20 protein-coding genes, 1 tRNA gene and 1 other RNA gene are annotated in these 25155 nt (G+C 71.3%); 11 read left to right on the top strand and 11 right to left on the bottom strand.

Features of this window, described 5'->3' with window-relative positions; genetic code table 11:
- Nucleotides 1–56: 56 nt before the first annotated feature.
- Complete coding sequence (locus MTS1_RS04605; RefSeq protein WP_023951851.1) at nucleotides 57–1196, top strand: NAD(P)-binding domain-containing protein; 1140 nt, start codon at nucleotides 57–59, stop codon at nucleotides 1194–1196.
- 34 nt (nucleotides 1197–1230) lie between these two features.
- On the opposite strand, the gene MTS1_RS04610 is transcribed toward MTS1_RS04605, so the two are convergent.
- From MTS1_RS04610 to ffs, 5 genes are all read right to left on the bottom strand, one after another.
- Nucleotides 1231–3810 carry a glycoside hydrolase family 65 protein gene (locus tag MTS1_RS04610; protein WP_023951853.1) on the bottom strand — a complete coding sequence of 860 codons (2580 nt, stop codon included), beginning with the start codon at nucleotides 3808–3810 and terminating at the stop codon, nucleotides 1231–1233.
- A gap of 66 nt (nucleotides 3811–3876) precedes the next feature.
- Nucleotides 3877–4605: an HAD family phosphatase gene (locus tag MTS1_RS04615; RefSeq protein WP_023951855.1), complete on the bottom strand. Its 729-nt coding sequence runs from the start codon at nucleotides 4603–4605 to the stop codon at nucleotides 3877–3879.
- Nucleotides 4606–4631: 26 nt separating this feature from the next.
- A complete protein-coding gene (locus MTS1_RS04620) occupies nucleotides 4632–5861 on the bottom strand; it encodes an acetate/propionate family kinase (protein WP_023951857.1) in 1230 nt (409 codons plus the stop codon).
- The gene (pta, locus tag MTS1_RS04625) at nucleotides 5858–7975 is read right to left on the bottom strand and encodes a phosphate acetyltransferase (protein ID WP_023951859.1); all 2118 of its coding nucleotides are present in this window, start codon (nucleotides 7973–7975) and stop codon (nucleotides 5858–5860) included. The genes MTS1_RS04620 and pta overlap by 4 nt, the downstream gene beginning before the upstream one ends.
- Before the next feature lie 91 nt (nucleotides 7976–8066).
- Nucleotides 8067–8163: signal recognition particle sRNA small type (gene ffs, locus MTS1_RS16245), an RNA gene on the bottom strand.
- Between the two features lie 107 nt (nucleotides 8164–8270).
- Here ffs and MTS1_RS04630 point away from each other — a divergent pair.
- Genes MTS1_RS04630 through MTS1_RS04640 form a run of 3 tightly spaced genes read left to right on the top strand, consistent with a single transcriptional unit; the run spans nucleotide 8271 to nucleotide 12865 of the window.
- The gene (locus MTS1_RS04630; protein ID WP_023951861.1) at nucleotides 8271–9263 is read left to right on the top strand and encodes a MoxR family ATPase; all 993 of its coding nucleotides are present in this window, start codon (nucleotides 8271–8273) and stop codon (nucleotides 9261–9263) included.
- A 7-nt stretch (nucleotides 9264–9270) separates the two neighbouring features.
- Complete coding sequence (locus tag MTS1_RS04635) at nucleotides 9271–10551, top strand: DUF58 domain-containing protein (protein WP_023951863.1); 1281 nt, start codon at nucleotides 9271–9273, stop codon at nucleotides 10549–10551.
- 31 nt (nucleotides 10552–10582) lie between these two features.
- Nucleotides 10583–12865: a DUF3488 and transglutaminase-like domain-containing protein gene (locus MTS1_RS04640; RefSeq protein ID WP_023951864.1), complete on the top strand. Its 2283-nt coding sequence runs from the start codon at nucleotides 10583–10585 to the stop codon at nucleotides 12863–12865.
- 107 nt (nucleotides 12866–12972) lie between these two features.
- Here MTS1_RS04640 and MTS1_RS04645 read toward each other — a convergent pair whose 3' ends face one another.
- Entirely contained in the window at nucleotides 12973–14367 is a 1395-nt protein-coding gene (locus MTS1_RS04645; RefSeq protein ID WP_023951866.1) for a dicarboxylate/amino acid:cation symporter, read from the bottom strand.
- Nucleotides 14368–14567: 200 nt separating this feature from the next.
- Between MTS1_RS04645 and MTS1_RS04650 the strand changes: the two genes are divergently transcribed.
- Complete coding sequence (locus MTS1_RS04650) at nucleotides 14568–15176, top strand: HD domain-containing protein (RefSeq protein ID WP_023951868.1); 609 nt, start codon at nucleotides 14568–14570, stop codon at nucleotides 15174–15176.
- 41 nt (nucleotides 15177–15217) lie between these two features.
- On the opposite strand, the gene MTS1_RS04655 is transcribed toward MTS1_RS04650, so the two are convergent.
- Nucleotides 15218–15306 (bottom strand) — tRNA-Ser (locus MTS1_RS04655).
- Between the two features lie 73 nt (nucleotides 15307–15379).
- Between MTS1_RS04655 and MTS1_RS04660 the strand changes: the two genes are divergently transcribed.
- From MTS1_RS04660 to MTS1_RS04670, 3 genes are all read left to right on the top strand, one after another.
- Complete coding sequence (locus tag MTS1_RS04660; protein WP_023951870.1) at nucleotides 15380–16420, top strand: beta-propeller fold lactonase family protein; 1041 nt, start codon at nucleotides 15380–15382, stop codon at nucleotides 16418–16420.
- 29 nt (nucleotides 16421–16449) lie between these two features.
- On the top strand, nucleotides 16450–17226 hold the full coding sequence (locus MTS1_RS04665) for a siderophore-interacting protein (protein WP_036304637.1): 777 nt from the start codon (nucleotides 16450–16452) through the stop codon (nucleotides 17224–17226).
- A gap of 61 nt (nucleotides 17227–17287) precedes the next feature.
- A complete protein-coding gene (locus MTS1_RS04670; protein ID WP_036304638.1) occupies nucleotides 17288–17923 on the top strand; it encodes an NADPH-dependent F420 reductase in 636 nt (211 codons plus the stop codon).
- 40 nt (nucleotides 17924–17963) lie between these two features.
- On the opposite strand, the gene MTS1_RS04675 is transcribed toward MTS1_RS04670, so the two are convergent.
- The gene (locus tag MTS1_RS04675; RefSeq protein ID WP_036305025.1) at nucleotides 17964–18461 is read right to left on the bottom strand and encodes a DUF427 domain-containing protein; all 498 of its coding nucleotides are present in this window, start codon (nucleotides 18459–18461) and stop codon (nucleotides 17964–17966) included.
- Between the two features lie 10 nt (nucleotides 18462–18471).
- Nucleotides 18472–18876, bottom strand: coding sequence for a DUF3054 domain-containing protein (locus MTS1_RS04680; RefSeq protein WP_023951879.1), 405 nt, complete (start codon nucleotides 18874–18876; stop codon nucleotides 18472–18474).
- Between the two features lie 55 nt (nucleotides 18877–18931).
- On the opposite strand from MTS1_RS04680, the gene MTS1_RS04685 reads away from it, so the two are divergent.
- From MTS1_RS04685 to MTS1_RS04695, 3 genes are all read left to right on the top strand, one after another.
- Complete coding sequence (locus MTS1_RS04685) at nucleotides 18932–19549, top strand: Type 1 glutamine amidotransferase-like domain-containing protein (RefSeq protein ID WP_023951881.1); 618 nt, start codon at nucleotides 18932–18934, stop codon at nucleotides 19547–19549.
- 97 nt (nucleotides 19550–19646) lie between these two features.
- Nucleotides 19647–21362, top strand: coding sequence for an AMP-binding protein (locus tag MTS1_RS04690; protein WP_023951883.1), 1716 nt, complete (start codon nucleotides 19647–19649; stop codon nucleotides 21360–21362).
- Between the two features lie 108 nt (nucleotides 21363–21470).
- Entirely contained in the window at nucleotides 21471–23234 is a 1764-nt protein-coding gene (locus MTS1_RS04695; RefSeq protein WP_023951885.1) for a pyruvate dehydrogenase, read from the top strand.
- Between the two features lie 136 nt (nucleotides 23235–23370).
- Here the strand turns inward: MTS1_RS04695 and MTS1_RS04700 are convergent, their stop codons facing one another.
- Both MTS1_RS04700 and MTS1_RS04705 read right to left on the bottom strand, forming a co-directional pair.
- Nucleotides 23371–23925 (bottom strand): NYN domain-containing protein, encoded by a 555-nt coding sequence (locus MTS1_RS04700; RefSeq protein WP_023951887.1) that lies wholly within the window; start codon nucleotides 23923–23925, stop codon nucleotides 23371–23373.
- Nucleotides 23926–23972: 47 nt separating this feature from the next.
- The gene (locus MTS1_RS04705) at nucleotides 23973–25154 is read right to left on the bottom strand and encodes a sorbosone dehydrogenase family protein (RefSeq protein ID WP_023951889.1); all 1182 of its coding nucleotides are present in this window, start codon (nucleotides 25152–25154) and stop codon (nucleotides 23973–23975) included.
- Between the last annotated feature and the right edge of the window lies 1 nt (nucleotide 25155).

The following is a 25155-nucleotide window of genomic DNA, read 5'->3' on the forward strand; positions in this document are numbered from 1 at the left end:
CCCGTCGGCATCCCCACGTCGGGAACAGCGCGCGCCAGCGCGCGGTTGCACGGGGCATGGAAGCAGCGCGCGTCGATGTCGTCGTCATCGGCGCGGGGCAAGCGGGGCTCTCCGCCGCCTACCATCTGCGGCGGCGCGGGTTCGTCCCTCTCTCCCCCGGCGAGACCCCCTCCGACGCGTCGGTGCGATCCTTCGTCGTCCTCGATGCCGAGGACGCTCCCGGCGGCGCCTGGCAGCATCGCTGGGAATCGCTGCGCATGCAGACCGTCAACGGCATCCACGAGCTGCCCGGTTTCGCGGTGCCGCCGGCCGACCCGGCAGCTCCGGCCCGCACCGTGCTGCCCGCATACTTCGACGACTACGAGCGACGCTTCGGCCTCGGGGTGCATCGCCCCGTGGAGGTGCGGCGCGTCGAACGCGAGGACGCCGATCCGCGCGGCCGGCTGCGCGTGGTCACCGGCACCGGCTCGTGGTCGGCCCGCTGGGTCGTCAACGCCACGGGGACGTGGCGCCGCCCGTTCTGGCCGCACTACCCGGGAGCCGAGACCTTCGCGGGGCGTCAGCTCCACGTGCACGACTACGTCTCGGCCCACGAGTTCGCGGGCCAGCGGGTCGTCATCGTCGGCGCCGGCATCTCGGCCATCCAGCTGCTCGACGAGATCTCCCGCGTCGCCGACACCTTCTGGGTGACGCGCGACGAGCTGCGGTGGGATGCCGGCGGGTTCGACACCGCCGCGCGCATCGCGGCCATCGCCGGGGTCGAGGAGCGCGTGCGGCAGGGGCTCCCGCCCGGCAGCGTCATCTCGGTCACCGGCCTGCACTGGAACCGCTGGGCCGAGTCGGCTCAGCAGCGCGGCGTGCTCGTGCGGCATCCGATGTTCGAGCGGATCGAGCCGACCGGGGTGCGCATGCCGGACGGCCGGGTCGAGCCCGCCGATGCGATCCTGTGGGCGACCGGCTTCCGCGCCGACATCCCGCACCTGACCCCGCTGGGCCTGCGGACCGCTGCAGGCGGCATCCGGGTCGCGAACGGGCGCGCGATCGACGAACCGCGGCTGTTCCTCATCGGCTATGGGCCGTCGCAGTCGACGGTCGGCGCCAACCGCGCGGGCCGCGACGCCGTGCGGGCGATCATGTCCGAGCTCGCGGCGGCCCCTGCTCCGGATCCCGAACCCGCCGCGGCGGCGGTTCCCTGAGCCGGCCGGCCAGGGCCCGCCGACTCCGACGTCGTCAGGAGTCGGAGCCCACCTGCTGGTCGGCGAAGGTCTGCGCGTAGTCCTCGACGACGGGAACCTCACCGGTGATGATCGGAACGTCCGTCGTCACCGTCGGAATCGACGTCGTCACCGTCGCGTCGGGGATCGAGGCCGACAGCAGCGAACCGTCCTCGCGTCGCGACTGAGCGAGCTGGCGCAGCGACGGGCGGCCGGACAGGAGCGGTCCCTGACCGGCGAGCGGGATGCGGACGGTGTCGCCGCCCGCGACCCGGAACTCTCGACCGCGCACCGAGAAGTCCACCGGGTCGCCCGGCCCCGCGGCGACGGTCATCGCGTCGGCGGTCAGCGTGATGTCCAGGCGCGTGCCCTGCCAGTGCAGGGTGTACTCCAGCGAGGGCCAGTCGCGCGGCAGGCGCGGGTCGAAGCTCAGGGCTCCGTAGTGATCGCGCATGCCGCCGAATCCGGACACGAGAGCGGTCCACACGCCACCGGCCGAGGCGACGTGCACGCCGTCCGAGGCGTTGCTGTGGAGGTCGCCGAGATCGACGTAGATCGACTCGAGGAAGTACTCCAGCGCGAGGTCCTGGTATCCGACCTCGGCCGCGAGAATCGACTGCACGACACCGGACAGGGTCGAGTCGCCGGTCGTGAGCGGGTCGTAGTACTCGAAGTCGGCCAGCTTCTCCTCGTCGGTGAAGTGGTTGCCCTGGAGGAACAGCGCCAGCACCACGTCGGCCTGCTTGAGCACCTGGTAGCGGTAGATCACAAGCGGGTGGAAGTGCAGCAGCAGGGGCCGCTGGCTGTCGGGGGTGTTCTCCAGGTCCCACACCTCGCGGTCGAGGAACACCGCGTCCTGCGGGTGGATGCGCAGCGATTCGCTGAACGGGATGAGCAGTGCCTCGGCAGCCCGCTCCCACCCGTCGGCCTCTGCGGGGTCGAGATCGAGACGCTCGATGAGCGCGCGGTACGCCTCGGGCGCCTCCTCGGCCATGTCGCGCACAGTCCGCGCGGCGAACCGCAGGTTGAACCGCGCCATGACGTTCGTGAAGAGGTTGTCGTTGACGACCGTCGTGTATTCGTCGGGTCCGGTGACGCCGTGGATGTGGAACGACTCTGCGGATCCGTCCTCGCCGAAGCGCCAGAACCCGAGCGTCGACCACAGTCGCGCGGTCTCGACGGCGATGTCGACGGCCTCGCGGTAGAGGAAGTCCACGTCACCCGTAGCCCGCACGTACTTCGCGAGGGCGAAGCTGACGTCGGCGTTGATGTGGTACTGGGCGGTGCCGGCGGCATAGTAGGCCGACGCTTCCTCGCCGTTGATCGTGCGCCACGGGAACAGGGCGCCGGCCTCGTTGAGCTGACGGGCCCGGCGGCGCGCGGCGGGGAGCATGAGGTAGCGCATGCGCAGCGCGTTCCGGGCCCACAGCGGGGTCGTGTAGGCCAGGAAGGGCAGGACGTAGACCTCGGTGTCCCAGAAGTAGTGGCCGCTGTATCCCGACCCGCTGACACCCTTGGCGGGCACGCCCTGTCCATCGGCTCGGGCGGCCGCCTGCGCGAGCTGGAACAGGCACCAGCGGGTCGCCTGCTGCAGGTCCTCGTGGCCGCCGATGCGCACGTCGGAACGACGCCAGAAGTCGGCGCACCACGCCGCCTGCCGCTCGAACTGAACGACCACGCCCTCCTCGCGGACCCGGTCGAGCACGCGGCGGCCCCGCTCGACGAGCTCGCGCGCCGGCACGCCGCGCGACGTGTGGTAGCTCACGAGCTTGGTGACGGTGATGGGGACGCCCTGCCGGGCGTTCACCCGGTAGACGTTCTTGGCGATGTCGGGCTCGATGAGCCGGCGAGACGAGTACTCGTTCTCGGTCTCGACGAGGTGGTCGGCGACGACCGACACCGTCATGCCCGAGTTGGTGGACTTGTACGACAGGACCGACCGGCCGTCCTCGTCCTGCCAGTACTCCTGCGGCTGGAGGACCCGCTCCTCGATCTTCTCGGTCTTGCGCGGATCGAAGCCCGCGGCGGCGCGGCCCGGCGCCGACCCCCCGTAGACGTCCTCGCCGTCCTGACGGTTGACGATCTGGCTGCTCACCGAGACCGGGGCGTCGGAGTTGAGCACCGTGATGGTCAGCCGCATGATCGCCAGGTGCCTCTGCTCGAACGAGACGAGGCGCTCGAAGTCGACCTGCACCTCCTTGCCGCTCGGGGTGACCCACAGCAGCTTCCGGGTGAGCACGCCGGTGCGCATGTCGAGAACCCGCTCGTAATCGCGGATGTCGGCGACGTCGAGCGAGAGAGGCTCGTCGTCGACGTAGACGCGCATCACCTTCGCGTCGGGCGCGTTGATGATCGTCTGCCCGACCTCGGCGAAGCCGAAGGCCTTCTCGGCGTGGCGGATCGGGAAGATCTCGTGGAAGCCGTTGATGAACGTGCCGTGCTCGTGCGCGTAGCGTCCCTCGGGGTGGTTGCCGCGCAGCCCGAGGTAGCCGTTGCCGACCGCGAAGAGCGTCTCGGTCACGCCGATGTCCTCGACCGAGAACCTCTTCTCGACGAGACGCCAGGGGTCGACGGGGAAGCGATCGCGATCGATCATGAGGGCCTTCCGGAGGACGGGCCCCGCCGCTGGAGGCGGGCGACGCGGGCAGGTGTTGACGTTGGGTCAGACGAACGCGTCGAGATCGTCGACGACGACGTGGGCTCCGAGCGCGCGGAGCGCGTCGGCGCCGGCGCCGCGATCGACGCCGACCACGAGAGCGTAGCCTGCCGCGACTGCCGACTCGACACCCGAGTGGGCGTCCTCGATCGCGACGGAACGGGCCGGATCGACGCCGAGCATGCGCGCGCCCTCCGCGAAGACGTCGGGCGCGGGCTTGGAGGGCAGGTGGCGCTCCTCGGCGATGACGCCGTCCATGACGACGGGGAACCTCTCCAGAAGCCCCGCGACGGCGAGGACCTCGCGCGCGTTCTTCGAGCTGGACACCACGGCGATCGGGACCCCGGCAGCCTGGAGCTTGTCGACCAGAGCCAGCGATCCGGGGTACGGCGCGATTCCCTCGGCTCGCAGGACGCGCTCGAACACGGCGTTCTTGCGGTTGCCGATGCCGCAGATCGTGTCGGCCGACGGGTCGTCGCCGGGGTCGCCCCACGGCACCTCGACGTCGCGCGAACGCAGCAGGCTCGCGACGCCGTCGTAGCGCTTCTTGCCGTCGAGATGGCGGAAGTAGTCGTCCGCGGTGTACTCCGGCGTGATCCCCCAGGCCGCGAACAGCTCGGTGAACATGGTCTGCCAGGCGTGCATGTGCACGTCGGCGGTCGGGGTGAGCACGCCGTCGAGGTCGAACAGGACGCCGTCGTAGGTGGTCAGGTCGGGAAGCTGAGCCGAGGTCACGGAACCAGCGTAATGAGGTCCGGCGGTCACGCCGTCACGGCGATGGTCTGCCGCGCGATCTCCAGCTCCTCGTTCGTCGGGACGACGAGCACCTCGACCCGGGAGGCATCCGTGGAGATCCGGCGGATGCCGCGCCCGCGCTGCTCGTTTCGGGCCGGATCGATCTCGACACCGGCGAACCCGAGCGTCTCGAGGGCTGCGGCGCGCACCAGCGGGGAGTTCTCCCCCACGCCGGCGGTGAAGGAGATGACGTCGACGCCGCCCAGCTCCGCGAGGTACGCACCGGCGTAGGCGCGCAGCCGGTGCGCGTAGACCTCGAACGCCAGTGTGGCCGCCTCGTCGCCGCGCTCGACCCCGTCCTCGATGTCGCGCATGTCGGAGACCCCCGCAAGGCCCAGCATGCCGCTCCGCTTGTTCAAGAGGTCGTCGAGCTGAGGGATGGTCATCTCGGCGCGGCGGGCCAAGTGGAAGATGACGGCCGGGTCGATGTCGCCCGACCGCGTGCCCATGACCAGGCCCTCCAGCGGCGTCATCCCCATCGACGTGTCGACCGAGCGACCGCCGTCGATCGCCGTGACGGATGCGCCGTTGCCCAGGTGGAAGACGATCTGGCGCAGCTCGGCGAGCGGACGGCCGAGGTGAGCCGCGGCCGCCTCCGAGACGAACTTGTGGGACGTGCCGTGGAACCCGTAGCGGCGGACGCGATGCGCCTCGGCGAGCGCAGCGTCGATCGCGTAGGTGTAGGCGGCGGGCGGCATCGTCTGGTGGAAGGCGGTGTCGAACACCGCGACGTGCGGCAGGTCGGCGAAGGCGGCCTTGGCCGCACGGATGCCCTGCAGCGCGCCGGGGTTGTGGAGGGGCGCGAGCACCGAGAGCTCGTCGATGTTGATCTCGACGAGGGGCGTGATGAGCGTCGGCTCGAAGAACCGCGCGCCGCCGTGGACGACGCGATGGCCGACGGCGACGGGCGCGTGCTGCTCGAGTGACGGGCCGTTCTCGGCGAACGCGTCGAGCATGAGCTGGAAGCCCGCGGTGTGGTCGGCGATCGGAAGCTCGCGCTCGAAGGTGGCGTCGGTGGCGGTGACCGCGGCCTCCCCGCCAGCGGCGGGCGGGAAGAACACGGTGTGCTTGACCCGGCCCTGCTCCTGCCCGATGCGCTCGACAAGACCCGACGCGTGAGGGAGCCCGGTCTCGGCGTCGATCAGCTGGTACTTGAACGACGACGAGCCGCTGTTGATGACGAGCACGATGCTCATGCGGATGCCCCTCCCTGGGCCTGGATCGCGGTGATGGCGATCGTGTTGACGATGTCTTCGACGAGGGCTCCGCGGGAGAGGTCGTTGATCGGCTTGTTCAGACCCTGCAGAACGGGACCGATCGCGACGGCGCCGGCGGAGCGCTGGACCGCCTTGTAGGTGTTGTTGCCGGTGTTCAGGTCGGGGAAGACGAACACCGTCGCCTTGCCCGCCACGGAGGATCCGGGCATCTTCTTGGCCGCGACGGCGGCGTCGGTCGCGGCGTCGTACTGGATCGGTCCTTCGACCAGCAGCTCGGGGGCGCGCTCGCGAACGAGCGTGGTGGCCGCGCGCACCTTGTCGACGTCGGCGCCCGACCCCGACTCCCCCGTCGAGTACGACAGCATCGCCACGCGCGGGTCGATGCCGAACTGGCGCGCCGTCTCGGCCGACGAGACGGCGATGTCGGCGAGCTGCTCGCTCGTGGGGTCGGGGATGACGGCGCAGTCGCCGTAGACGAGGACGCGGTCGGCGAGCGCCATGAGGAAGACGCTCGAGACGACCGAGACGCCGGGCTTGGTCTTGATGATCTCGAACGCGGGACGGATCGTGTGCGCCGTCGTGTGCGCGGCTCCCGAGACCATGCCGTCGGCGAGACCGAGGTGCACCATGAGCGTGCCGAAGTACGACACGTCGGTGACCGTGTCGGCCGCCTGGCCGTACGTCATCCCCTTGTGAGCGCGCAGGCGCTCGTATTCGCGGGCGAACTTGTCGACGTGGACGGCGTCGAAGGGCGAGAGGATCTCGGCTCCGCGCAGGTCGAGACCGAGCTCCAGCGCTCGCGAGCGCACCTCGATCTCCTCGCCCAGCAGCGTGATGTCGGCGATGCCACGGGCGAGGACGATCGACGCGGCGTGCAGCACGCGGTCGTCGTCGGCTTCGGGCAGGACGATCCGGCGGCGGTCCGTGCGCGCCCGCTCGACCAGGCCGTACGCGAACATCAGCGGGGTCACGACGGTGGACCGCGCGAGCCCGAGCGCCTCGGTCAGCTCATTGGTGTCGATGTGCCGCTCGAACAGGGCCGCGGCCGCCTCGTAGTGCCGGCGCGAATCGGCCGCGAGGCGCCCACGCGTGCCCATGATGCGGGCGGCGGTCTCGTAGGTGTCGAGATCGGTGGCGATGATCGGGAGCGTCTCGCCGACGCCGTCGATCAGCCGGTCGACCGCCTCGGGCAGCGGGAACCCGCCGTTGATGACGATCGCCGAGAGCGAGGGGAACGTACCCGACCCGTGCGCGAGCAGGGTCGCGAGCAGCACCTCGGCCCGGTCGGAGGGGATGACCACGACCGAGCGCTCGCTGAGCCGCGGGAGCACGTTGACCATCGACATCGCGCCGATGACGACCCCGAGCACCTCGCGCCCCAGGAGGTCGGCGTCGCCCTTGACGAGCGAGCCCTCGACCGCGGCCAGGACGGTGCTCACCGACGGCGAGACGAGGAAGCGGTCCTCCGGCACGGCCCAGACCGGGACGTTCTGCGGCACCGCGCCGCGCACGGCGTCGATGATCTCGTCGAGACGATCGCCGTCCGCACGGTTGGCGACGACGGCGAACAGCTCGGCGCGGTCGCCGCGCAGCTCCGACACCGCCAGCGAGGCGATCTGCCCCATCTCGTCAGGGGTGCGCGCGGGGGCGGACCCGAGCTTCTCGCCGCCGCCCTGTCCCGCCCGTCCGCCGAGGACCAGCAGCACCGGCGCGCCGAGGTTCACCGCGATGCGGCCGTTGTAGCTCAGCTCGGCGGGGGAACCGACATCCGTGTAGTCGCTGCCCATGATGACGACGGCGTCGCACTTGGCCTCGACCGACTTGTACCGCTCCACGATGCGAGAGAGCGCCCCGTCGGGGTCGCGCCGCATGTCGTCGTAGGTGACGCCGATGCACTCGTCGTACGCGAGGTCGACGCCGTCGTGGTCGAGCAGCATCTCGAGGACGTAGTCGCGTTCCTCCGTCGACCGGGCGATCGGCCGGAAGACGCCGACGCGCGGCGCGACGCGGCTGAACGCCTCGAGCACCCCCAGCGCGATGATCGACTTCGCGGAATGGCCTTCTGCGGACGTGATGTAGATGCTCTGAGCCACGGGTTCAGCCTAAGAGGGAGAGGCCTGACCACGAGCCGTGAATATCGCCACGGTCGTGGCGGCGGATGCCGCAGGCCACGACGGTGGGGAAAAATAAGACTCTCCGCGAACCCGGCAGAGCCCGGTTACCCTTGCTACGTTTCCGTCCTGGGGGAGTTGGCCTGGATGCCGCCTCGCGGAGAGCTGTCACCAGTCTAACCCGGAACCTGAGTCCTCCCGTCACCGGGGCCGGTTAGGCTCTCGCCAGACGGGCGCGACGCGACGGGGCACGCGACGCGGAGAACGAGGGGATCGCATGACCAACCACGGCACCCAGGCAGCTTTCGGTCCCGACCGGTTCGCCGCCACCACCGATGCCATCTCGGCGAGTATCGCCCGCGTCATCGACGGAAAGCCCGAGGCGGTGCGCTCCGCGCTCGTCTGCCTCCTGGCCGAGGGGCATCTCCTCATCGAGGACGTGCCCGGCGTCGGCAAGACGATGCTCGCGCGTGCGCTCGCCGCGACGGTGGACGCCACGGTGCGCCGCATCCAGTTCACCCCCGACCTGCTGCCCGGCGACGTCACGGGCGTGAGCGTCTTCAATCAGGCCGATCGCGAGTTCGAGTTCAAGCAGGGGGCGATCTTCGCCCACATCGTCATCGCCGACGAGATCAACCGCTCCTCCCCCAAGACGCAGTCCGCGCTGCTGGAGGCGATGGAGGAGCGCCAGGTGACGGTCGACGGGCGCACCCATGCGCTGCCCGCGCCGTTCCTGGTGGTCGCGACGCAGAACCCCCTCGAGATGGAGGGCACCTACGCCCTGCCGGAGGCGCAGCGCGACCGCTTCATGATGCGCATCTCGATGGGCTATCCCGACGCCGGATCCGAGGCTCGGATGCTGCGTGAGCGCGACACCGTCAACCCGTTGTCGTCGCTCGCCCCGGTCATCACGGCGCGCGAGGTGCAGGATCTCATCGCCTGGGCCCGCAGCCTGCATGTCTCGCCCTCCGTCGAGGAGTACGCGGTCGCGATCGCCCGCGCCACCCGCGATCACCGCGACCTGCGCCTGGGGGCCAGTCCCCGCGCCACTCTGCAGCTCGTCCGTGCCGCGAAGGTGTGGGCAGCCCTCGACGGCCGCCCCTTCGTCATCCCGGACGACATCGTCGCGCTGCTTCAGCCGGTCTTCGCCCACCGCCTCATCCCGGCGCGGACGACCGGCGCCTCCCGCGGCCGCAGCGGTGCCGAAGTCGTCGAAGCGGCGTTGGCCGACATCGCCGCGACGGTGCCGGTGCCGCTGCCGGTCCGCTGAGTCCGCCATGACCGGTTCTTCCCGTCCGGCTCACCGCCGGCACCGGCTGGGCCCCGCCCTCCGACGGGCCTGGCCGCTGACGGCCCGCGGTTCCGGCGCGCTGCTGATCGCCGTCGCCGCCATCGTCTGCGCGCACGCCTTCGGCGTCGTGGAGCTCGTATACGTCGGCGTGCTGCTGATCGCGGCCGTCGCACTGGGCTGGGTGTCGCTGTGGTTCGTCCACAGGTACGGCGACGTGTCGCGTTCGTTCTCCCCCGACGTCGCCGCCGTCGGGAGCGAGAGCGTCGTGACCGTGCACGCGACGGCCCGCGGCGGGGTCTCCGGCGCGATCGCCCGGTGGACCGACATGTTGCCGAACGGCGTGGAGGGAGACGCATCCGGCATCCTCACCGGTGCGGCCGCTCTCGACCGCATCCGGCTGACCTACCGCATCCGGGGCACCCGGCGCGGCATCCGCGACGTCGGCCCCTTCGCCCTCGTCGTGACCGATCCCTTCGGGTTCACCCGCCGGAGCGTCCGCATGGGCCGGGCTGAGCCGATCACCGTCGCGCCGGCGACCGTGATGCTTCCCCCGCTGACGGAATACCCCGGCGAGGCGGGCGGCAGCCTCCACACCGCGACGCACCAGCTGGGCGAGGGCGCCGACAACCTCATCCCGCGGGCCTATGCGCCGGGCGACTCGATGCGGCGGATCAACTGGCGCGCGAGCGCGCACCACGACGAGCTGATGGTGCGTCAGGAGGAGCAGGAGTCCACTCCCGAGGCCACCGTCGTGCTCGACCGGGCGGCGTCCCGCTGGGCCCCCGCCGCGTCGCGACCCGGCGAAGACCCGGCGTTCGAGGCCGCCGTGACGGCGGCGATCTCGGCCGTCGCACGCCTGGCCCGGGAGGGCTACGACGTCACGGTCATCGACTCGGAGGGACATCCGGTGGGCGCGCCCGTTCCGGCCGGCGATTCCGTCGCGGTCGAGCAGCTGGCCCTCGACCTGGCCACGATCGTCGCCGGCTCCGACGATCGACTGGCGGCGCTCCCCCGCCTGTTCGCAGGCACCGTCGCGGGACCGGTGGTCGTCGTCTCCGCACGCGTGACGACGGCCGACGCCGATGCGTTGGCGCCGCTCGTGGCGCACAGCGCGCTTCCCGTGCTGCTGGCGGCCGAATCCTCGGAACAGGCGCTCGCACGGGCATCCGCCGCCGGCTGGCGGGCCGGCGTCCTGACTCCCGACGGCGACCTCACCGAGAGCTGGCGAGCCGCGACCGAACGGGGGACCGCTCGTGCCGCGTACTGATCCGTCGCGCCGGTGGCGGCATCGTCCGACGATGCCCTCGCGAGCCGAGCTGAGCCGCACCGGCGACACGCCCCTGGCGGCCGTCCTCCTCCTCTCGATCGTCGCCGCGATCCTCCCGCTGCTGCGCGTGGTCGCCGCCGGCACGTGGCTCGTCGTCGCGGTCGCCGTGGCGGCCGCCCTGCTGCTCGTCGGCGTCGGACTGCGGCGGCTGCACACGCCCGCCGTCGTGGTCACCCTCGCCGAGCTGGTGACGGCGGGTGCACTCGTCACCGCCGTCTACTTCGGCGACACCGCGCTGCTCCTCGTCATCCCGACCCCCGGAACCTTCGCCGAGGTGCCGTCCCTCATCGCCGGCGCGAGCGGGCAGATCGTCAACGGAGTCGCGCCCCTCACCGCGGACCGCCCGCTCGCGGTCCTCGCCGTGACGGCGGTCGCAGCTCTCACGATCCTGCTCGACCACACCGTCATCACGGCACGGATGCCGCTGCTGGCGGCCATCGCCCTCGTCACGGTATGGCTGATTCCCGCACTGTCGGTGCCTGCGCCCGTCGACCTGATCGCGTTCGTCGTCTTCGCGGCCGCGGTGCTCCTGCTCATCCGGACCGAGACCCGCTCGCGCGAGCGTGCGCTGGCCCGATCGGCCGCAGCCGCCAGCGCCGCCGAGGCGCGACAGCGCGGCGAGGCCGAACCACGGCGCCGCCTGCCACGCTCGGGTGCCGTGCTCGCAGCGGGCCTCGCGGTGACGGCGATCGTGGCGACCGTCATCGTGGTGCCCGAGCTCCCCCGCCCCGCGCCGCGCGTCGGAATCGGAACGGGCCCCGCCACCACCATCAACGCCAGCCTCGAGCTCGGCGACGATCTGCGGCGCCCCACCGACGTCGAGGTGCTCACGACCCGCACCAACGCGCCCAGCATGCCCTACCTGCGTGCCGCGACGCTCTCGAGCTTCGACGGACGCGTCTGGGAACCCGACCGCGACGAGACCACCCCCCTCACTCCCGAGGCGCTCGGTCCGGTCGTCGCCGACCCCGACGTGCGGGTGACCGAGTACCAGACGACCGTCAGCATCACGCAGCTCTCGTCCGCATGGCTGCCGGTACCCGGCCCGGCCGTGCGCGTGGACGACCTCTCCGGCGGCTGGGAGGCGATGCCCTCCAACCGCACGGTGGTCGCCGCGGACACCGACACGCAGGGACAGGAGTACGTCACGACGACCCATGTCGTGCGTCCGACCCTCGAGCAGATCCAGGCGGCCGGGACGACCATCGACGGCCTCCCCGACACCGTCACCCAGCTGCCCGCCGACATGCCCGCCGCGATCGAGCGGACGGCGCGCGAGGTCACCGCGGGGGCCGAGAACGATTACGACCGGCTCGCCGCCCTCCAGCGCTGGTTCCGCAGCGCGGAGTTCACCTACTCGCTCGATGCTCCGGTCTCCGACGGGTTCGACGGATCGGGCGTCGACGCGATCGCGGACTTCCTCGAGGTGCGCAGCGGCTACTGCGTGCACTTCGCCTCCGCGTTCGCGGTGATGGCGCGGACGCTCGACATGCCGTCCCGCATCGTCGTCGGATACCTGCCCGGAACGCTGACCGGCCGCGTCGTCGATGGCGAGAGCGTCGCGACGGTGCTGAGCTCGCAGCTGCACGCCTGGCCCGAGGTGTACTTCGCCGGCATCGGCTGGGTGCCGTTCGAGCCGACGAACAGCCTCGGCACCCCCGCCAGCTATACGCGCTCGGCGCAGCCGCTGCCGGACGACGGCGGGCAGGACGTGCCCCCCGCGCCCGCGCCGCAGCAGACGGCGACGGTCGCGCCCGACGGCGGCCCCACTCCGACGCCGACCGCCTCGACGGGGACGAGCGCGGGCTCCGAAACCTCGCCCCTCGCGCTCGCGCTGCCCTACGGCGGAGTCGTCCTCGGCTTCGCGGCGCTCGTGCTGCTGCCCGCCCTCCTCGGTGCCGCGCGGCGGCGGTGGCAGACGACGGCTGCCGAACGCGGCGATGTGCTCGCGGCGTGGCGGATCGTCCGCGAGAGCGCCCGCGACATCGGCGTGCGCATCGACGACGCCGAGAGCCCCCGCGCGCTCGGCATCCGCCTGGCGGCCGTGCCGACGGTTCCCGTCGACCGCATCGACGCGCTCGTCGCGGCGGTCGAACGGACGAGCTACGACGTTCCCGACGGCGACCGCGACGCCGCGATCGGCCGCGCCGCGGCATCCGACGCCCTGGCCGTCCGCCGAGGGCTGCTCGCATCCGTCTCGACGCCGCGGCGCATCGGCGCCGTGCTGCTCCCCCGATTCCTCGTCCGCGCCTGATCTCCGCGGGCGCCACGCATGCCGATGGGGCGCACATCCCGACATCGAGCGCAGAAGAAGCTGCGCCGGATGCCGAGAAGTGCGCCCCGTCGCGGTGGGCGCGAGCGTCAGGCCCGGGCGGGGGCCTCTACCTCGTCGGCGCTGTCGTCGGCGAACGGGTCGCCCGAACGCTCGGCGTCGTACAGCTCGCGGTCGAGGATGCCCTCGCGCTTGGCCACGATCGTCGGCACGAGCGCCTGGCCCGCGACGTTGACGGCCGTGCGGCCCATGTCGAGGATCGGGTCGATCGCCAGCAGCAGGCCGACACCCTCGAGCGGCAGGCCCAGGGTCGTGAGGGTCAGCGTGAGCATGACGGTCGCACCCGTCGTGCCCGCCGTCGCGGCGGAACCGACGACAGAGACGACCACGATCAGCAGGTACTGCACCGCGTTCAGCTCGAGGCCGAAGAACTGCGCGACGAAGATCGCGGCGATCGCCGGGTAGATCGCAGCGCAGCCGTCCATCTTCGTCGTCGCCCCGAACGGCACGGCGAACGAGGCGTACTCGCGCGGAACGCCGAGGTTGCGCTCGGTGACCCGCTGCGTGAGCGGCAGGGTGCCGATCGAGGAGCGCGAGACGAAGGCGAGCTGCACGGCGGGCCACACGCCCGAGAAGTACTGCCGCACCGACAGGCCGTGGGTCTTCAGCAGCACGGGATAGACGACGAAGAGCACGAGAGCGAGGCCGATGTAGATGGCGACGGCGAACCAGAGGAGCGTCGTGAGCTTCTCCCAGCCGTAGGTAACGACGGCCGACCCGATCAGGCCGAGGGTGCCGATCGGAGCGATGCGGATGATCCACCAGAGCACCCGCTGGACGACCTTCAGCGCCGACTCGGTGAACGACACGAACGCCTCGGCGCGCTTGCCGAGCTTGAGGGCGGCGATGCCGATCGCGACCGAGATGACGATGATCTGGAGCACGTTGTAGCCGACGCTCGAGCTCGCGGCGCCCGTCTCGGGGTTGATCGAGGTCGACACCGACAGACCGAGGAAGTTCTGCGGGATGAGCCCCGTGAGGAAGCTCCACCAGGAGCCGACGCTCGAGGGGACGTCGGGCGTGAGCTGGCCGGCGTCGACGCGCGCGCCCGGCTGGATCGTGACACCCAGCACGATGCCGATCGTCACGGCGAACAGCGCGGTGATCCCGAACCACAGCAGGGTCTGCCCCGCCAGACGCGCGGCGTTGGTGACGTTGCGCAGCTGCGTGATCGAGGCGACGATCGCGAGGAAGATCAGCGGCACGACCGCCGTGCGCAGCAGTGTGACGTAGCCGCTGCCGATCGTCGACAGCGTTGCGGCGAGGCCGTTCGGGTTGCCCTCGGCATCGGGCCCGAGCTGGCGTGCCAGCAGGCCGAGGAGGACGCCCGCGACGAGCGCGATCGTGATCTGGAAGCCGAACGAGCGGTAGAAGGGCTTCTTCCGCTTCGCCGGCGCGGCGTTCTTCGAGGTGGCAGAACTCATGGTGGTGCTCCTGAGAGGGATGACGTCGCGATGGCGACCCACCGACGCTAAACCCGAATCGGGGTCGCCGGGGCCGTATGACCTTCCATGACACCCGCCGGCCTGCTCGCGCCGTCGCTTTCGGGACACGGGCGCTCTGATGTCTGCCGGAGTCGGCAGCGGGGCGGTCGGGTTTGCCGCCGCCACCCCAGAATGAGCGCATGATCCGTGATCTCGACCGCCTCCTCGCCCCGCCGACGCCCACCGCCGCGCTCGCCCTCGAGGCGGTGAGCCGGTGGTCGTCGGCCGTGCTCGTCGACCACGGCATCCGGTCGTGGGCCTGGGCGCGGCTGCGCGCCGAAGCGCTCGGGCTCGACCACGACCCCGAACTGCTGTTCGTCGCCGCGATGCTCCACGACCTCGGCGTGACACCCGCGTTCGACGCGCACGAGATGGCGTTCGAGTCGGCCGGCGGCGCGGCCGCGTGGCTCTTCGCGGCCGGTGCGGGGTGGCCCGCGGCGCGCCGCGAACGCGCGCGCGAGGTCATCGAGCGGCACATGTGGCTGAGCGTCGACCCGGCGCTCGACCCCGAGGGTCATCTGCTGGAGGTCGCGACGAGCCTCGACGTCTCGGGAGTCGCGCCGGAGCTATGGGATGCCGAGACCCTGCGGGCCGTCACGCGAAGGCATCCACGCCGGGACTTCGCCGCGCAGTTCGCGGGGTGCATCCACGCACAGGCGCGCCGCAAGCCCGGCACTCCTGCGGCCCGGCTCGACGCGTCACAGCGCATCGCCGAGGGCGGGCGGGTGTGGGACGACATCCTGGCATGACGAAGGGCGCCACCCTCGCGGAGTGGCGCCCTTCATTTCGGCGGAAGTGACAGGATTTGAACCTGCGAGGCGAGTTACCCCGCCTACATGGATTCCAGCCATGCTCCTTAGGCCGCTCGGACACACTTCCGTCGACGAGTTTATCAGTCCCCGGCGTGGACTCCCGCCGCGTCGGTCTCGGACCGCGGAGCTAGGCTCGTGGCGTGACTGATTCCTCTCTCGTCCTGGTCGCCAACGCGGGTGACAGCAGCATCAGCGTGTTCCGTCTCGATGGCGACGCCCTCGAACGGCTCTTCGTCGCCGACGGCCTCACCGGCACCGGCACCTTCGCGATCGACCGCGAGCGCGGCCTCGTCTACGCGGGAGTCAAGGGTGCGACCTCCGACGAGCCCGCGGCGATCGTCACGCTCTCCCTCGACCGCGCCACGGGCGAGCTCACCCCCCGCTCGCGCTTCGCGCTTCCGGACGGCTCGGTCAGCTACATCGCTCTCGCCCGCGGGGGCACGGCGCTCCTCGCCGCCTCGTACGGCGGTGACTACGGGTTCGTCGCCCCGATCTCCGACGGCGCGATCGGCGAGCCGACCGGCCGCGTCGAGTTCTCCAAGCTGCACTCGGTGCTGCCCTCCTCCGACGGGCGCTTCGCCTACTTCGTCTCACTCGGCGACGATCTCGTCGGGCAGTTCGAGCTCGGCGACGACCTGACGCTGACTCCGGTCGGCCCGGGCACCGCCGCGGCGCCCGCCGGCAGCGGACCCCGCCACCTGGTGCTCAACAGCGCCGAGGACGCCGTCTACGTCATGACCGAGTACTCCGGCGAGGTGCTGCACTACGTGCGCGACGCGGCGACGGGCGGCCTGGAGCTGCGCTCCCGGGCCAACGCAGTCGACCCCGCAGCCGGACTCGTGCGCGGTGAGATCGGCGGCGACCCGGTCGCCAACCACGCCGTCTGGGGCGCCGACATCCACTTCGGCGCGGACGAGCGGTACCTCTGGATCTCGGAGCGTTCGACGAGCACGCTGGGCGCCGCGCCCGTCGCCGAGGACGGCACCGTGCAGGACGTCGGGTCCTTCATCCCCACCGAGCCGCAGCCGCGCGGCTTCGCCCTCTCCCCCGCCGGCGACCGCCTGATCGCGGCGGGTGAGAAGTCGCGCACGGTCTCGCTCTACGCCGTCGACGGCGCCGAGCTGACGTTGCTCGAGCAGGCCGAGACCGGCGCGGGCGCGAACTGGGTCCGCTTCGCCTGACCCGCGGCGCCCCGGGTACCGTGGGTGAGGTGGCTCTCTCCTCTCGCACCGCTCCCCGTACCCCGCGCCCGAGCATCCAGCTCGAGGTCGTCGGAACCGAACGCCTCTCCGCGCACCTGGTGCGCGTGACCCTCGGCGGCGACGGCTTCGCGGGGTTCCAGAACCGGCCCGAGACCGACAAGTACGTCAAGCTGAAGTTCACGACTCCCGCTCCCGAATCCGCACCCGTCACGCGGACGTACACCGTCCGGCGGGTGGATGCTGTCGCCGGCACCCTCTCGATCGACTTCGTCGTGCACGGTGACGAGGGCCTCGCCGGGCCGTGGGCGGCGCGCGCGCAGGTCGGCGACCAGATCGAGCTGATGGGACCGGGCGGCGGCTACGCCCCGGATGCCGCCGCCGATTTCCATCTCTTCGCCGGAGACATCTCGGCCGTTCCGGCGATCGCCGCCGCACTGGAGGCGCTGCCGTCGGATGCGGCCGGACACGCGTTCGTCGAAGTGGAATCCGACGACGCGATCCTGCCCCTCGACGCGCCTGCGGGTGTCGAGGTGGAGTGGGTCGTCGACCCTGCCCACGACCCCGAGGCTCTCGCCGCCGTCGTGCGGCAGTACGACTGGCCGGCGGGCGACGTTCAGGTCTTCGCGCACGGTGAGCGCGAGTCGATGAAGGCTCTGCGACGCGTGCTCTTCGACGAGCGCGGACTCGAGCGCGGCCGTGTCTCCCTGTCGGGCTACTGGGCCCGGGGCCGCAACGAGGACCGGTTCCAGGCGGAGAAGCGCGAGCCCATCGGCCAGATCCTCTGACCTTCCCGGTCTCTGCAATCGTGCGGGAATGCCGGGACCGGCTCCGGCGGTTCACTCCCCCATGACAACTGTGGGAATCATCGGAGCAGGACACATCGGAAGCGCTCTCGCCGAGGGCCTGGTCGCACGCGGCTACGACGTCGTGATCGCCAACTCGCGCGGGCCGGAGACGCTCGGCGACCTCGTCGCGCGGCTCGGCGAGCGCGCACGGGCGGCGACCGCGCAGGAAGCGGCCGAGGCGGCGGATTGGGCCGTCGTGACGGTGCCGCTGAAGGCGCTCGAGGACGTCCCCGCCGAACCGCTCGCGGGCAAGATCGTGCTCGACACGAACAACTACTACTGGGAGCGCGACGGCCGCATCGCCGAGCTCGAGGAGAAGCGCACCACGACGTCCGAGATGGCGCAGCGTCATTTCGCCGAGTCGAAGGTCGTCAAGGCGTTCAACCACATCCCCGCCGCCGACATCAACACCGACGGCTCCCCCGCGGGAACCCCGGACCGGCGCGCGCTCGCGACGGCGAGCGACCACCCGGATGCCGTCGCCCACGTCACGGCGCTCTACGACGCGTTCGGCTTCGACACCGTCGACATCGGTTCGCTCGCTCAGAGCTGGCGCGTCGAGCGCGACCAGCCCGCTTACGTCGTGCGGCAGAACGCCGACGAGCTGCGCGCAAACCTCGCCCGCGCCCAGCGCTGAACGAAGCGCGGCAACGCCTCCGCGGGCCTGTTCGAGCGGGTCACCATCCCATCGAACCGGGAACCCCCTTGAACGGGCCTGCGAGGTTCGACGTCACCCAGCCGCCGTAGAACCCGCCGGGCTGTGGCACGACGACCTCGCCGTCGACCGTGCACCGGTCCATCCCGCCCGCGTAGACGGCCACGCGACCGACGAGCTCCTCATACCCCGGCGACGGGTTCGGATAACCCCACGCGGCGCGCTCGCGCACCGCCGTGCCGCGGACCACGTCGAAGTACTCGGCGGCACCCTTGAACTCGCAGAACGAGCTGCCGGCCGCAGGTATCAGCGAGCCGGGCACGAACGCCGCGGCCGGCAGGTAGTACACGGGCGGATGGCTCGTCTCGAGCACCCGCACGACGTCGTCGGTGTCGACGATCGTGACGGCGGCGAAATCGATCGTGACGCGCGCCTGGACGCGTTCGAGACGGGGCGGTCGCGGGTAGTCCCAGACGGACTCCTGTCCGGGACCGACGGGATCGGGGGTGGGGCGGCGCATGCCCGACAGGTTACGCGCGAGGAGCGACATCCCGGCTGCGAGGACGCCCATCGCCGCGCGACCGCAGCGAACGGATGCCGCGGGCGATGAGACGCCACCCGATGAGCAGGACGAGCAGCGTCAGCGTCGCGACGACCACGAACGGCAGTGCCGTCCCCTGGCCCGAGAGCGCGCGCAGCAGCATCCCGCCGACGACCGTGACCGCCCAGACGACCAGACCCGTCGGCACGATCCCGGTCGGCGATCGCCAGGCGCGCACGGCAACCCACGCCACCAGCAGGCCGGCGAGGAACGGCCACGAGGTGTGCCAGAGGCCCGCGAGCACATCGGAGTCATGGCTCGCCCGGCCGGTCGCCGCGAACGCCACCACGAGGACGGCATCGAGCAGGAAGGCGAGGACGGACGCACGGATCATCTCTCCATCCTCTCCCGCCACCACCGTGTCGGCCGTCCCCGATAGCGTGACGGGCGTGCGACTGCTCCTGCTCTCCCTGCATCCCGGCGCGCTGCGCCCGTTCCTCGACGACGGCGACCGCCCGGGCCCGATCGTGTACATCGACGACGCGCAGGCGGCGTTCCGCGATGCGCCCTTCGCCGCCGCCGAGCGCGAGGCGGTGCGCTCGTTCGGCCGCGACGTGATCGATGCGACGTTGCGAGACACCGCGCCCGAGGACGCGGACCGTCTGCTCTCGCGCGCGGGGGCGGTGTACGTCGCGGGCGGAAGCACCTTCGCGCTTCTCGAGGCCCTGCGACTCTCCGGCAACGACGACGTCCTCGTCGACCACGTCCGGCGCGGGCTCCCGTACATCGGACTCAGCGCCGGATCGATCGTCGCCGGACCCGACGTGACGCCCGCATCGCTGATGGACGATCCTGCCGACGGTCCCGCACTCGAGAACCACGACGGGCTTGGGCTGATCGACGTCACACCGATCCCGCACGCAGACGGACAGCTGCCGCAATACCCGCCCGAGCTGATCCGCCGCACCATCGACACGTACGGGTCGGACTTCGCACTCCTCCCGCTGCGCGACGATCAGGCACTGCTGGTCGAGGACGGCAGCGCCACGGTGATCGCCTCGCGCTGAATCCGTGCGTCCCATGCTTCGCCCAGCATCCGCTTCTTCCTAGACTCGGAAGGCGTCCGCCGCGCCTGCTCCGGACGAGAGAACAGATCCGAGGCCCATGTCTTCTCCCGATGCGACGGCGGCGACGGCCGCATTCCGCGCCGCCCGCGACTTCCTGCTCGACAACGCGCACTCACCCGAGGCGGCCCACGCCGGGTTCAGCTGGCCCGACGTCGGCGACCACTTCAACTGGGCCGTCGACTGGTTCGACGCCATCGCCACGGGCAACGACCGCATCGCCCTGCACGTCGTCGACGAGGACGGCAGCGAGACGCGGGTCACGTACGACGAGATGCGTCGTCGCTCGAACCGCGTCGCCAACTGGCTCACCGGCCTCGGCGTCGGGCACGGAGATGCCGTCATGCTCATGCTCGGCAACCGTGTCGAGCTGTGGGAGGCGATGCTGGCGATCCTCAAGATCGGTGCCGTCATCCTGCCGACCTCGGTCGTGCTGGGCGCCGACGACCTCCTCGAGCGCGTCGAACGCGCCGACATCCGCGCCGTCCTGGCCGACCCGGTCGACGCCGCCAAGTTCGACGGGATCGCGGGCGGCTTCGAGCGCGTCGTCGTGGGCGGCGAGCGTCCGGGATGGCACTCGTTCGCGGATGCGGCCGACGCCGACGACGCGGCACCCGGTGTCGTCGTGGCCTCCGATGATCCGGCCATCGTCTACTTCACCTCCGGCACCACGTCGCGGCCCAAGATGGTCGTGCACACGCACGTGAGCTATCCGGTGGGGCACCTCTCGACCACGTACTGGATCGGCGTGCGCCCCGGCGACGTGCACATGACGATCAGCGCTCCCGGGTGGGGCAAGCACGCGTGGAGCCTGTTCTTCGCGCCGTGGATCGCCGAGACGACGGTCTTCGTCTACAACTACGCCCGGTTCGACGCCGCGCGCCTCGTCGAGCAGCTCGACCGCAACGCGGTCAACACCTTCTGCGCCCCGCCGACGGTCTGGCGCATGCTCATCCAGGCCGACCTCGAGAAGCGGCCCCGCGCACTGCGCGAGCTGCTCTCGGCCGGCGAGCCCCTCAACCCCGAGGTGATCGACACGATCCAGCGCTGGTGGGGGCTGCAGATCCGCGACGGGTACGGGCAGACCGAACTGACGGCGGTCATCGGCAACACGCCGGGCGTCGCCGTCAAGCCCGGCGCGATGGGCAGACCGCTCCCGGGCAACGACATCGTGCTGATCGACCCGCTCACCGGGCGCATCGGAGACGAGGGCGAGATCTGCCTGCCGACCGCGCCGATCCGTCCGCTCAATCTCATGCCCGGCTACCTCGGCGAGCCCGAGCGCACCGCCCGGGTCGACCACGACGGCTACTACCACACGAGCGATGTCGCCGTCCGGGATGCCGCCGGACAGCTCACGTTCGTCGGGCGCACCGACGATGTGTTCAAGGCCAGCGACTTCAAGGTGTCGCCGTTCGAGGTCGAGTCGATCCTGCTGACGCACCCGGCCGTGGCCGAGGCGGGCGTCGTCGGGGCGCCCGACGCCGTGCGTCTCAACATCGTCAAGGCGTACGTGTCGCTCGCGGCATCCTGGGAGGCGTCGGCCGAGACCGCGCGGGCGATCCTCGCGCACGCCCGCGAGCACATGCCTCCGTACATGCGGGTGCGCCGCGTGGAGTTCTTCGAGCTGCCGAAGACGATCTCGGGCAAGATCCGCCGGGTCGAGCTGCGCGAGCGCGAAGTGGCCGCCGCGCATGCCGGCGAGCGCGTGACGACCGAGTGGCGCGAGTCGGACTTCCCCGACCTCAAAGGCTGAGGCGCGGCTCGCCTGCCGCTCAGGCGAGCCATCCGCAACCCCTGGCATGCGCACAGGCGGCGGGAGAAGACTGAGGGTGTCCGGACAGCCTCAGCAGAAGGAGCCCTCGTGCCGCAGAACGTCGCCGAACAGATCGTCGCCCAGCTGATGGATGCGGGGGTGAAGCGGATCTACGGCATCGTCGGCGACTCGCTCAACCCGATCGTCGACGCGGTACGACGAACCGGAGGTGCGGCGTCGGGCGGGATCGACTGGATCCACGTCCGCCACGAGGAGGCCGCCGCGTTCGCCGCCGCCGCGGACGCCGAGCTCACGGGCGAGCTGGCGGTGTGCGCGGGCAGCTGCGGCCCCGGCAATCTGCATCTGATCAACGGCCTGTTCGATGCGCAGCGGTCGGGTGTGCCGGTGCTCGCGATCGCCAGCCACATCCCGAGCCTGCAGATCGGTTCGGGGTACTTCCAGGAGACGCATCCCGAGCGCCTCTTCACCGAGTGCAGCGACTACTGCGAGATGATCCTGACGCCCGAGCAGTCGCCGCGCGTCGTGAACTCCGCGATCCGTCACGCCACCGCGGGGTCGTCCGTCTCGGTGATCGTGCTGCCCGGCGATCTCGCCGAGCTGCACTCGACGGGCGAGTTCCCGCCGTTCGTCGCCGCTCGCCCCGGTCGCATCGCGCCCGACGAGCGGAGCGTCGCCGAGCTCGCCGCCGCCATCGACAAGGCCGAGAAGATCGCGATCTTCGCCGGCGAGGGCGTCCGCGACGCGCGCGAGGAGGTCATCGCGTTCGCCGAGCACCTGCAGGCGCCGATGGGGCACTCGCTGCGCGGCAAGCAGTGGATCCAGTACGACAACCGCTTCGACGTCGGCATGTCGGGCCTGCTCGGCTACGGCGCGATCGACCACGCGATGCACGAGGTCGATCTCCTCCTGATGGTCGGCACCGACTTCCCGTACGAGCAGTTCCTCCCCGACGGCGCCAAGACGGTCATCGCGCAGATCGACATCGACGCGCAGCGGCTCGGGCGCCGAGCGGGGGTCACGCATCCCGTCCACGGCGATGTCGGCCTCACCCTCGCGGCGCTGCGCGCACGGACCGCCGCGAAGACCGACGACGCGTTCCTCCAGCACACGCTGAAGCGGTATCGGAAGGCGATGAAGGATTCGGTCGCGGCGTACACCGACTCGGATGCGCAGCCGATCCATCCCGAGCGTGCCATGTCGGTCATCGACCGGGTCGCGGCATCCGATGCGGTCTTCACCGCCGACACCGGCATGGGCAACGTCTGGCATGCCCGCTATGTCACTCCCGGGCCCGAGCGGCGTCTGCTGGCGTCGTGGCGGCACGGGTCGATGGCCAACGCCCTCCCCCACGCCTTCGGCGCGCAGATGGCGTACCCCGATCGGCAGGTCATCGCGATCGCGGGAGACGGCGGACTCTCGATGCTGCTCGGTGAGCTCATCACGGTGGCCGCCTACGACCTGCCGCTGAACGTGTTCGTGTTCAACAACTCCACGCTCGGGATGGTCAAGGCCGAGATGCTCGTCGCCGGCTTCCCCGACTTCGGCGTCGACGTGCCGATGGTCGACTTCGCCGCCGTCGGGCGGGCGCTCGGGTTCCACGCGCAGCGGGTGACCGATCCGGCCGATCTCGAGGCGGCCGCCGCCGCGGCGCTCGCGCACCGGGGGCCGTCCATCGTCGACATCGTCACCGACCCCGATGCCCTCTCGATGCCGGCATCGATCACGGCGGAGCAGGTCGCGGGCTTCGGGATGTCGATGGCGAAGATGGTGCTCGGGGCGAAGGACTCCGGCGGCATCGGCGCGGTGCTCGAGACGGCGAAGTCGAACATCAAGCACATCCGGAGTCTCTGACACCCCGTCGGCCCGCCTCCGGCGCGCCCGCCGATACAATCGTCGGACTCGCGGGGCTGGTGTGCCCTCGGCGCCCGCTCGAGACGACGCCAGCCCCGCCGGTCCGACGGGTGTATCGCCTCCATCACCGGATGGGTCAGGCGAGGAACTCCCACGGGTCGAACGACTCGATCGGGATGACGCGGACGCGCGGCAGCGGTGCATCGAATGCATGGACGTCGTACTCGAGGTCGAAGAACTCGACGCCCGGGATGGCCGTGAGCTCGCTGCTGCGGAACTCCGAGAACGCCAGCACGCCCACGCGACGACCGGGCCCGGTGAGCGCCGCCACCTCGCCGACGAAGTCGCGGTCGTGGCTGACGAGCACGACATCGTCCTCGCGTTCCTTCAGCGCCGCGAGCGTGCGCTGGATGGCGATGTCGACGACCTTCTCGTCGGCGTCGCCCGACAGCGGCACCGGCTTGTAGTCGAGGGCGAGCAGCGCCTGGACGAACGACATCGGCAGGTGGTTGCTGGCGTTGAGGAAGAACAGGCCGCGAGCGGGCTGCTGCCATTGATCGTCGACGAACTGCAGCAGGCGGTCCCAGCGGGGTCGTTCGTCCGGGAGCGGACGACGCCCGAGGATCGACTGACCGAGCGTCGCGTCGATGTTCTCGCCGTCGACGAGCAGCCATGTCACGCGTTCGGTCATGAGGTCCCCTGTCTGCGAATGTCTCCTGTGAACGCTATCAAGCCGGTTCAGTCCGCTGCCGCCAGGGGGACCCGCGTCAGGCGGTCGTCGCCGGCCGCCGCGTTCCCCCGGCCGTCGGTGTTGTTCGTGAGCAGCCAGAGCTCGTCACCCGCCACGACGGCATCGCGGACGCGGCCGAGCTCACCCTGCCAGAGCGCGACCGGCTCGCCGGTGAGCGCGCCTGCCTCGACGTCGATCTGCCATACGCGTTCGCCGCGCAGACCCGCGACGAAGAGGGTGTTCCCCCGCGCCGCGACGCCGCTCGGGCTCGCCTCCTCCGGCGTCCAGGTGATGAGGGGCGCGATGAAGCGCTCGTCGTCCGATGCGCCCTCGACGACCGGCCAGCCGTAGTTGCCGCCGGCTTCGATGCGGTTGATCTCGTCGAAGCGATCCTGTCCGAACTCGCTCGCCCACATCGTGCCGTCCTGCGTCCACGCGAGACCCTGCACGTTGCGGTGGCCGAGGGAGTACACCTCCGACCCGGAAGGGTTGCCCGGGGCGGGCTCCCCTTCCGGCGTCAGCCGCAGGATCTTCCCCGCCAGCGAACCGGGCTCCTGCGCCGCCTCGGGCCGTCCGGCGTCTCCCGTGGCGACGTAGAGCATGCCGTCGGGCCCGAAGGCGATGCGCCCGCCGTTGTGGACGCGATCACGCGGGATGCCGTCGATCACGACCTCCGCACCGCCGAGCCGGCGGTTCCCCGCCTCACCGTCGAGCCCCACGCGCACGACGCGATTGTCATCGGCCGTCGTCACGTAGGCGTACAGCAGCGTGCGGTCCTCGTCCGCGTCCTCATGCACCGCGATGCCGAGGAGGCCGCCCTCGCCGACCGCGGCCGTGAGGTCGATCTCGCCCACGACGCGCGCGAGCCCGTCCGCGTCGACCTCGAGGACAGCGCCGTCGTCGCGCTGGCTCACCAGCTGGGTCCCGTCGTCGAGGACGACGACCGACCACGGCACCTCCAGCTGAGTGACGACGTCGCGGGGCTCGCCCGCGGCGTGCCACCAGGCGACGGCATCCGCCTGTTCCGTCGGGGTCTCGCTCGGGGTCGGCGCGGTCGCGCCGCCGCTCGGGCGCGGTTCGGCCGCGCCGGTGCAGGCGGACAGCAGCAGCGTCGAGGCGAGGAGCGCCCCGGCCAGGGCCTTCGGCCCCCGAGGACGCGGATGGATGCCGTGGCTCGTCGAGCGCTTCATC

It is taken from the genome of Microbacterium sp. TS-1 (genome assembly GCF_000509385.1).
GTDB classification, from domain to species: domain Bacteria; phylum Actinomycetota; class Actinomycetes; order Actinomycetales; family Microbacteriaceae; genus Microbacterium; species Microbacterium arborescens.

Bases quoted from the DNA above. Each gene is read 5' to 3' on its own strand.
- MTS1_RS04605 (WP_023951851.1), top strand. From the start codon at position 57: ATGGAAGCAGCGCGCGTCGATGTCGTCGTCATCGGCGCGGGGCAAGCG.
- MTS1_RS04610 (WP_023951853.1), bottom strand. From the start codon at position 3,810: ATGATCGATCGCGATCGCTTCCCCGTCGACCCCTGGCGTCTCGTCGAG.
- MTS1_RS04620 (WP_023951857.1), bottom strand. From the start codon at position 5,861: ATGAGCATCGTGCTCGTCATCAACAGCGGCTCGTCGTCGTTCAAGTAC.
- MTS1_RS04630 (WP_023951861.1), top strand. From the start codon at position 8,271: ATGACCAACCACGGCACCCAGGCAGCTTTCGGTCCCGACCGGTTCGCC.
- MTS1_RS04635 (WP_023951863.1), top strand. From the start codon at position 9,271: ATGACCGGTTCTTCCCGTCCGGCTCACCGCCGGCACCGGCTGGGCCCC.
- MTS1_RS04640 (WP_023951864.1), top strand. From the start codon at position 10,583: ATGCCCTCGCGAGCCGAGCTGAGCCGCACCGGCGACACGCCCCTGGCG.
- MTS1_RS04645 (WP_023951866.1), bottom strand. From the start codon at position 14,367: ATGAGTTCTGCCACCTCGAAGAACGCCGCGCCGGCGAAGCGGAAGAAG.
- MTS1_RS04650 (WP_023951868.1), top strand. From the start codon at position 14,568: ATGATCCGTGATCTCGACCGCCTCCTCGCCCCGCCGACGCCCACCGCC.
- MTS1_RS04670 (WP_036304638.1), top strand. From the start codon at position 17,288: ATGACAACTGTGGGAATCATCGGAGCAGGACACATCGGAAGCGCTCTC.
- MTS1_RS04675 (WP_036305025.1), bottom strand. From the start codon at position 18,461: ATGCGCCGCCCCACCCCCGATCCCGTCGGTCCCGGACAGGAGTCCGTC.
- MTS1_RS04680 (WP_023951879.1), bottom strand. From the start codon at position 18,876: ATGATCCGTGCGTCCGTCCTCGCCTTCCTGCTCGATGCCGTCCTCGTG.
- MTS1_RS04690 (WP_023951883.1), top strand. From the start codon at position 19,647: ATGTCTTCTCCCGATGCGACGGCGGCGACGGCCGCATTCCGCGCCGCC.
- MTS1_RS04700 (WP_023951887.1), bottom strand. From the start codon at position 23,925: ATGACCGAACGCGTGACATGGCTGCTCGTCGACGGCGAGAACATCGAC.
- MTS1_RS04705 (WP_023951889.1), bottom strand. From the start codon at position 25,154: ATGAAGCGCTCGACGAGCCACGGCATCCATCCGCGTCCTCGGGGGCCG.